This window comes from Arthrobacter sp. GCM10027362 (assembly GCF_042679445.1).
Taxonomy (GTDB): Bacteria; Actinomycetota; Actinomycetes; order Actinomycetales; family Micrococcaceae; genus Crystallibacter.
Genome location: NZ_JBHTML010000221.1, coordinates 1 through 5,914 on the forward strand (window position 1 = coordinate 1; position 5,914 = coordinate 5,914).

A 5,914-nucleotide genomic window follows, 5' to 3' on the forward strand; every position below is an offset into this window, starting at 1 on the left:
GGGCCGGCGCCCCGGGCGGCGGCGTCGCGCGCCCGCGACCAGGCCACCGCGGTCGTTGCCGCGGCGTCGAAAATCCTTCCCTTGCCCTCGGCCCGGGCCTTCTGCTGTGCCGTGGCATAGACCTTTTCGAAGACCCGCGGCACCACCAGCAGGAAGGTGGGCCGGTAGCTGCCCAGGTCCTTGATCAGCTCGCCCATGTTGGCGGTGTGGCCCATTTTCACCCCCGCGGCCAGGCAGATGACCGCGACGGCGCGGGCGAGCACGTGGGCCAGCGGCAGGAACATCAGCGACCTGGCCCCGGGCGCCTTCAGGATCTCGGGCAGGAATTCCGCGGTGTTCAGCGCCAGCTGGGCAAAGTTGCCGTGGGTGATGATGCAGCCCTTGGGCCGGCCGGTGGTGCCGGAGGTGTACACCAGCGAGGCCGGATCCGCCAGCGTGGCCAGCGAACGGACTCGCTCCAGCTCCTCGTCCGCCACGGCGGCGCCGGCCCCGCGCAGTGCCGCCAGGCCGGAATCCTCCCCGCTCATCCGGTATACCGGCAGCCGGCGGGGCAGCTGCTCCATCGCCTGCCGGACCACTCCTTCCCTGGCCGTATCCTCGGCGAACACCGCCACCGCCCCTGAGTCCTCCAGGATCCAGCGCACCTGGTGCGCGGAGGAGGTTTCGTAGACGGGCACGACGACGGCGCCGGCGAACCAGCAGGCCAGGTCCACCAGGGTCCATTCGTAGCGGGTCTTGGACATCACGGCGATCCGTTCCCCGGGCCGGATGCCGGCGGCCAGGAGCCCCTTAGCCAGCGCGGACACCTGGCCGAGCAGCTCCGCCGCGGAGACATCCGTCCAGGCCCCGTTCTGCTTGAGCGCGTAGAGGGCGCGCTGGGGCTCCTGCCGGTGCCAGGCCAGCAGCAGGTCCGTGAGGTTGGAGCCGGCCGGCATGCTGGCCAAAAGTTCGGTGGCTGCTTCGCGCACCTGGGATTCTCGCTTTCTGCTCGGGCCGTTCATGCGTTGGGAGTGGGAGCGCCCCACTCTATATCCAGCTGGGCATCCACATGCGCCAGCGCCAGTGCTCGTAGGGAATCTGTTCCGCGGTCCAGACCGGCAGGAAGAAGGCGGCGGCCGCCAGGGCCAGGGCCAGGAAGAGACCGACGGCCAGGATGCCCTGCCGCCGGCGCCAGGGCGGGTCCGTGGACCGGCCGATCACCTGCCCCAGCACGTAGGTCAGCGCCAGGATGAGGAACGGCTCGAAGACGATGGCGTAGAAGTAGAACATCGTCCGGTCCGGGTACAGGAACCACGGCAGGTAGCCGGCGGCCACCCCGGAGAGGACCGCACCGGCACGCCAGTCCCGCTGGCCGATCCAGCTGAAGACCAGCACCAGCAGGGCCAGCGCCGCGGCCCACCAGATGACCGGGTTGCCCAGCACCGTCACGGCGGCCGAACAGCCGCTGCGGTCGGTGCAGCCGTGCTGGCCCAGGGCGTCGCCCTGGTAGTAGAAGGAGGTGGGCCGGCCGATCAGCAGCCAGCTCCACGGGCTGGACTCGTACGGGTGGGCGGTGTCCAGCCCGGTGTGGAAGGCATAGGCGCTGCGGTGGTATTCGGCCAGCGACCGCAGCGGGCCGGGCAGCCAGCCCCAGATCCCGCCGGGATGCGAGTCCGCCCACCGTCGGTCATAGGCGCCGGTGGACAGGAACCATCCGGTCCAGGTCGCCAGGTACGTGGCGGCCGCTACCGGGATCATGGTGAAGAACGCCGGCACACCGTCGCGCAGCACGCCGGCGGCGAACCAGCTGCGGATGCCGGCCACACGCCGGGCATTGATGTCCCAGAGCACCGCCAGCAGACCGAAGACGGCCACGAAGGCCAGCGCCGACCATTTGGTCCCTACCGCCAGGCCCAGGCACACGGCCGCCGCCAGCCGCCACGGCCGCCACAGCACCAGCGGCCCGGCGAGGAGGCTGCTGCTGTCGGGCACCCCGGACGGACCGGCCAGGGCCGCGACCTTGGCGGCCAGCCGCCGTCGTCCGTCCTCACGGTCCAGCAGCAGCGCACCGAAGGCCGCCAGCACCCAGAACATCAGGAAGATGTCCAGCAGCGAGGTGCGCGAATGCACCAGATGGTGGCCGTCCACCGCGGTGAGCAGGCCCGCAATGCCGCCCAGGGCGGCGGACCGGAAGAGTTTGCGGGCAATCAGGGCCACCAGCAGGATGGACACGGTGCCGGTCAGGGCCGCGGCGAAACGCCAGCCGAAGGCGTTGTCCGGGCCGAACAGCCACATGCCGAAGGCGATCATCCACTTGCCCACCGGCGGGTGGACCACGTACTCGGGGGTGCCGAGCAGCACGTCCGGGCGGCCGGCGTTGAAGGAAACGTTGGCGTCCTCGGGCCACTCGCGCTCGTAGCCGGAGACCAGATAGGAGTAGGCGTCCTTGACGTAGTACGTCTCGTCGAAGACCAGGGAACCGGGCTCGCCCAGGCGGTGGAAGCGCAGCAGCCCGCCGAGCGCCGCCGCCAGCAGGGGCAGCAGCCAGTCCCACAGGCCCCAGGGCAGCGGGGCTCCGAGCAGCCGGTTCCGGAGCACGGCTTGGGTAAAGGCGCGCCGGGGCGACTCCAGCCACGTTGCTGGCGGCCTGGATGCAGGCAGCGGCTGGTGGTGCGTCTGGGTCACATACCGACCTTAGCGGGCTGGACCGCCCCGGATGCCAACTTGGGCGGGATGGTTGCTGTTATCGGGCTGAAAACAGCAACCATCCCGCCCGAAATGCAGCAGAGGGAGCGCGGTAGGGTGGAGGATGTGAATGAGCAGCCAAGCAGCGGCCCCGGCCGGGAGGGCCAGATCGTGCTGGCGGGGACGCCGATCGGCAATATCGGGGATGCCTCCCCGCGCCTGGTGGAACTGCTGCAGACGGCGGACGTGGTGGCCGCCGAGGACACCCGCCGGCTGCACAAGCTGCTGCATGCGCTGGGGATCAGGGCGGCGGGGCGGATCGTCAGCTACCACGAGCACAACGAGGAGACCCGCACCGCGGAACTGCTGGAGCTGGTGCGCGGCGGAGCCACGCTGGTGGTGGTGACCGACGCCGGCATGCCGGCGGTCTCGGACCCGGGCTTTCGGCTGGTCGAGGCGGCCGTGGCCGAGCGTCTGCTGGTCACCGCGGTCCCGGGGCCCTCCGCGGTGCTGACGGCGCTGGCGCTGTCCGGGCTGCCGACGGACCGGTTCACCTTCGAAGGATTCCTGCCGCGCAAGGCGGGGGAGCGCAGCGCCCCGCTGGCCGAGCTGGCCGGGGAGCGGCGGACCATGGTGTTCTTCGAGGCGCCGCACCGCCTGGCGGCCATGCTGCGGGCCCTGGATGCAAGCTTCGGACCGGAGCGGCGCGCCGCCGTCTGCCGCGAACTGACCAAGCTCCACGAGGAGGTGCTCCGCGGTCCGGTGCGCCAGCTGCTGCAGTGGGCCGAGGGCGGCGAGGTGCGCGGCGAGATTGCCGTGGTCGTGGCCGGCGCCCCGGAAGCCGCGCCGGAACGGGCCGAGGACCATGTACCGGCGGTCAACGAGCTGGTGGCGCAGGGCTCGCGGCTCAAGGACGCCGTGGCCGCCGTGGCCGCCGATGTCCGGGTCAGCAGGCGCGAGCTGTACGCCGCGGTGCTCGCCGCCCGCGGCTGAGTGCCGGCTCCTGTTCATCTGCACAGAGGTCCGCGCCTGACGTAGTGCACGTAAGAATTTACTTTCCCGAGCAGGAGCGCCTAACGTGAAATCAGTGGGCACATCGCCCGTCCGCTCAACGCTGAACCCTGGAGGCACCGCCATGGCTGATACCGCAGCCCGCGAAGCAGAACTGCTCGCCAAAGTACCCACCGGCCTGCTGATCAACGGCGAATGGCGCGACGCCTCCGACGGCGGCACCTTCGACGTCATCGACCCGGCCACCGGCAACGTCCTGGCCACCCTGGCCTCGGCCACCAGCGAGGACGCGCTGGCCGCCCTCGACGCCGCGGACAAGGTGCAGGCCGCCTGGGCGCGCACCGCGCCGCGCGAGCGCGCCGAAATCCTGCGCCGCGGCTTCGAGCTGGTCACCGAGCGGGCCGAGGACTTCGCGCTGCTGATGACCCTGGAAATGGGCAAGCCGCTGGGCGAGGCCCGGGGCGAGGTCGCCTACGGTGCCGAGTTCCTGCGTTGGTTCTCCGAGGAGACGGTGCGCGACTACGGCCGCTACGTCACCACGCCGGAGGGCAAGAACAAGATCCTGGTCCAGCGCAAGCCGGTCGGCCCCTGCCTGCTGATCACCCCCTGGAATTTCCCGCTGGCCATGGCCACCCGCAAGGTCGCCCCGGCCGTCGCCGCCGGCTGCACCATGGTGCTCAAGCCCGCCAAGTTCACGCCGCTGACCTCCCAGCTGTTCGCCGCCACCATGATGGAGGCGGGCCTGCCGGCCGGCGTGCTCAATGTCGTGTCCTCCAACAGCGCCTCGGCCATCTCGGGCCCGCTGATGCAGGACTCCCGCCTGCGCAAGGTCTCCTTCACCGGCTCCACCCCGGTGGGCAAGCGCCTGATGAAGGACGCCGCGGACAACGTGCTGCGCACCTCCATGGAGCTCGGCGGCAACGCGCCGTTCATCGTGTTCGAGGACGCGGACCTGGACAAGGCCGTCGAGGGCGCGATGGCTGCCAAGATGCGCAACATGGGCGAGGCCTGCACCGCCGCCAACCGCTTCCTGGTCCAGGAGTCCGTGGCAGGGGAATTCACCGCCAAGTTCGCCGAGGCGATGGCCGCGCTGAAGACCGGCCGCGGCACCGAGCCCTCCGCCAACGTCGGCCCGCTGATCGACGCGGGCGCCCGCGAGGACGTCCATGGCCTGGTCACCGCTGCCGTGGAGGCCGGCGCCGAGGTGGTCACCGGCGGCGCCCCGGTGGAGGGTCCCGGCTACTTCTACCAGCCGACGGTGCTGGGCAATGTCCCGAACGACGCCGATATCCTGCGCAACGAGATCTTCGGGCCGGTGGCCCCGGTCACCACGTTCGCCACCGAGGAGGATGCCATCCGGCTGGCCAACGCCAGCGAGTACGGCCTGGCTTCCTACCTGTACACCCGCGACTACGCGCGCATGTTCCGGGTGGCCGAGCAGATCGAGTTCGGCATGGTCGGGTTCAATGCCGGTGTCATCTCCAATGCTGCGGCACCGTTCGGCGGTGTGAAGCAGTCCGGCCTCGGCCGCGAGGGCGGCGCCGAAGGCATCGCCGAGTACACCACCACGCAGTACATCGGCATCGCCGACCCGTACGCGCAGTAGCACCGGGCAGCAGCCAGGTCAAATGCAGCAGTACTGCCCCGCCGGCCGGCGGGGCAGTACGCATTTAACCGGCCCGTGTGCCTCGGCCGCAGAAGGCCGGGCTGCCGGAAGCCCGCCTATTCTTCTGCCGGCGGGGCGGGCCCGCGGAGATGGAAGCCGGTGGACCCGGGGTGGCGCCGCCAGAGGGACTTCGGCAGGAACCGGGCTGCCAGGCGCCGCTGCCAGGTGGCGCCGTCGCGCAGCCCGGCCCGGACCTGGTCGGCGTCGGCCAGCAGCGTTGTCCCGGCGAGCGTCTGCGTCCGGCCGGCCTGCCGCGGATCGGCATACGCGGCCCGTTCGTATTCCGCGCGCAGCCGGCCCAACGCGGCCACGGCCCCGCCGGCGAGGGCGCCGCGGCTGTCCAGGCGTGCTTCGAATTCCCGGGCGGACTCCGCCGTTCCGGCCGGCTGCCCGTAATCGGCAGCGGTATCGAGGGTTTCCGCCCAGGCCGTCAGGGCGGACTGCCGGGCCGAGGTGCGCGGGGCCGCCAGTTCCGCCCGGCGCCGGTGGCGGCGTCCGGACCGCAGCAGCATGGGTGCCAGCAGGAGCAGCAGCATGGTCCCGCCCAGTGCCGCGCTCCAGCCGGTCCGGTCC

Annotated in this window: 4 protein-coding genes and 1 pseudogene; 2 read left to right on the top strand and 3 right to left on the bottom strand. The window is 71.4% G+C overall.

Annotation, left to right across the window (positions count from 1 at the left end):
* Positions 1 to 968 (bottom strand): AMP-binding protein (locus tag ACFQ36_RS20100; protein ID WP_377016882.1); only part of this gene is annotated, 968 nt, incomplete at its 3' end.
* A gap of 58 nt (positions 969 to 1,026) precedes the next feature.
* Positions 1,027 to 2,664 (bottom strand): dolichyl-phosphate-mannose--protein mannosyltransferase, encoded by a 1,638-nt coding sequence (locus ACFQ36_RS20105; RefSeq protein WP_377016884.1) that lies wholly within the window; start codon positions 2,662 to 2,664, stop codon positions 1,027 to 1,029.
* 93 nt (positions 2,665 to 2,757) lie between these two features.
* Between ACFQ36_RS20105 and rsmI the strand changes: the two genes are divergently transcribed.
* Together rsmI and ACFQ36_RS20115 are read left to right on the top strand one after the other, a co-directional pair.
* The gene (gene rsmI / locus ACFQ36_RS20110; protein WP_377016888.1) at positions 2,758 to 3,657 is read left to right on the top strand and encodes a 16S rRNA (cytidine(1402)-2'-O)-methyltransferase; all 900 of its coding nucleotides are present in this window, start codon (positions 2,758 to 2,760) and stop codon (positions 3,655 to 3,657) included.
* Between the two features lie 142 nt (positions 3,658 to 3,799).
* Positions 3,800 to 5,281: an NAD-dependent succinate-semialdehyde dehydrogenase gene (locus tag ACFQ36_RS20115; protein ID WP_377016886.1), complete on the top strand. Its 1,482-nt coding sequence runs from the start codon at positions 3,800 to 3,802 to the stop codon at positions 5,279 to 5,281.
* Between the two features lie 116 nt (positions 5,282 to 5,397).
* On the opposite strand, the pseudogene ACFQ36_RS20120 reads toward ACFQ36_RS20115, so the two are convergent.
* Positions 5,398 to 5,914 (bottom strand): annotated as a pseudogene (locus ACFQ36_RS20120) (hypothetical protein); the annotation flags it as partial.